Source organism: Bradyrhizobium sp. LeoB3 (assembly GCF_055456055.1).
Genome location: NZ_JBVBEF010000274.1, coordinates 1 through 1,671 on the forward strand (window position 1 = coordinate 1; position 1,671 = coordinate 1,671).

Here is a 1,671-nt window from a genome sequence, read left to right on the forward strand (position 1 = left end):
CAAGGGAGATGCTATGGGGCGGCGGCGAGGATATTGCATCCATCGTTGCTGATATGAACCGATGGAGCGCCCCTTGCAAAAGTTGAACGATTTGAGCCGATCCGCGAGCCCCCTCGATCCTGACGGGACGCTGATCGCAGTGATCGAGATGAGCCTGTCGAGTTGGCTCGTTGCAGGCATCGTGCCTGGCGTCGAGCGCCAGCCGCTAAAGAAGCTCGCGGTCGACGAGAGCGCATTGCTGAAGTTGCTGTATCGATGGCGAGAGGAAGCGACGAAGGCAGGGTATCGGATCAAACGCATCGTGGTCGCTTTCGAAGCCGGCCGTGACGGTTTCTGGCTGGCACGCTGGCTCAGGGCGCGCGATATCGAGGCCCATGTCATTCACGCATCGAGCGTCGCGGTATCGCGCGAGCACCGGCGCGCCAAGACCGATCGTCTCGACACCGAGCTGCTCAAACGCTCTCTTCTCGGCTGGTTGCGCGGCGAGCGTGATCACTGCAAGATGGTCGCAATCCCGACAATCAAGGACGAAGATGCCAAGCGCCCTCACCGCGAGCGCGAGAGCCTCGTTGGAGAGCAAAGTCGGATCGTCAATCGAATGAAAGCGGCGTTGATCCGGTTGGGCATCCGCGGCTTCAATCCCAAGCTGAAGAAGGCCGCCGAACGCCTTGACGGCTTGCGCACCCCTGAGGGCGAGCCGATCCCGCCCAACACGCTGGCTGAGCTGCGTCGCGACATGGCGCGCCGGCGGCTTGTCAGCGATCAGATACGGCAGATCGAGCGCGCTCGCCTGGAGTGCCTCAAGCAAGCGCCCAGTGATGGACCCCACGCAATGGTGCGCCTGTTGGCGCGCGTGATCGGGGTCGGTGTCGAGACGGCCGACATGTTGGTGCAGGAGGTACTGTCGCGAAGCATGCGCGACCGACGGGCTGTAGCGCGTTATGCCGGCCTCACGGGCGCGCCCGACGAGAGCGGCAGAAAACGCCGCGAGAAAGGGCTGACCCGTTCCGGCAACGCTCGGATTCGACGAGGCATGATCCAATTGGCTTGGCGATTTCTCATGTTCCAGAAGGACAGCACCTTAGCGCAGTGGTTTCGAGCCCGCACTGAGAGCGCCCGCGGCGCTCGCAAGACCATGATCGTGGCCTTGGCGCGCAAGCTACTAATCGCGCTGTGGCGTCTCGTGCGGGAGGGCGTCGTGCCGGATGGCGTCGTCCTGCGGCCGGCATAGTGAAGCGAGGTCACTAAAGGATACCCAACAGTTTCGGCCCGGTCCGTCCGCTGGTGACGGGTCGCCGATGACGGTTCGAGGTGGCGGAGTCCCGACGTGTTTCCTTGGCTTTCAATGCCGAAAGGGAGAATGGGCCCGCCGCTTCGGAGCTTCGCTGCCGATGCGTATGACTGCATCATGGTTCGGGTCCTTGGACCCACCGGATACAAGGTTGCGGCGCGACTGATCCGCGCCCGAAAGCGGGTTCCCCTCTGATCGTCATCCCGATCGCACCAAGCGTGCCGTCGTGCTCGAAGCTGTCAAGGTATGGCCTGGCAAGCTCGGAGCATGCCGCAAGGTTGGCGTAACGGCCAACCTTGACAGCTCCTGCGCGCGCCGACGTCAGCGAACGGCGGGTCGGGACGAAGAAACGGGCTTTGAGATCGAACAAAGAAACTGAT

Annotated in this window: 1 protein-coding gene; it reads left to right on the forward strand. The window is 62.8% G+C overall.

Annotated features, from left to right (window positions below):
• Positions 1–73 precede the first annotated feature (73 nt).
• Positions 74–1,231 (forward strand): IS110 family RNA-guided transposase, encoded by a 1,158-nt coding sequence (locus ACZXDY_RS45800; protein WP_464349996.1) that lies wholly within the window; start codon positions 74–76, stop codon positions 1,229–1,231.
• The last annotated feature ends 440 nt before the right edge of the window (positions 1,232–1,671 follow it).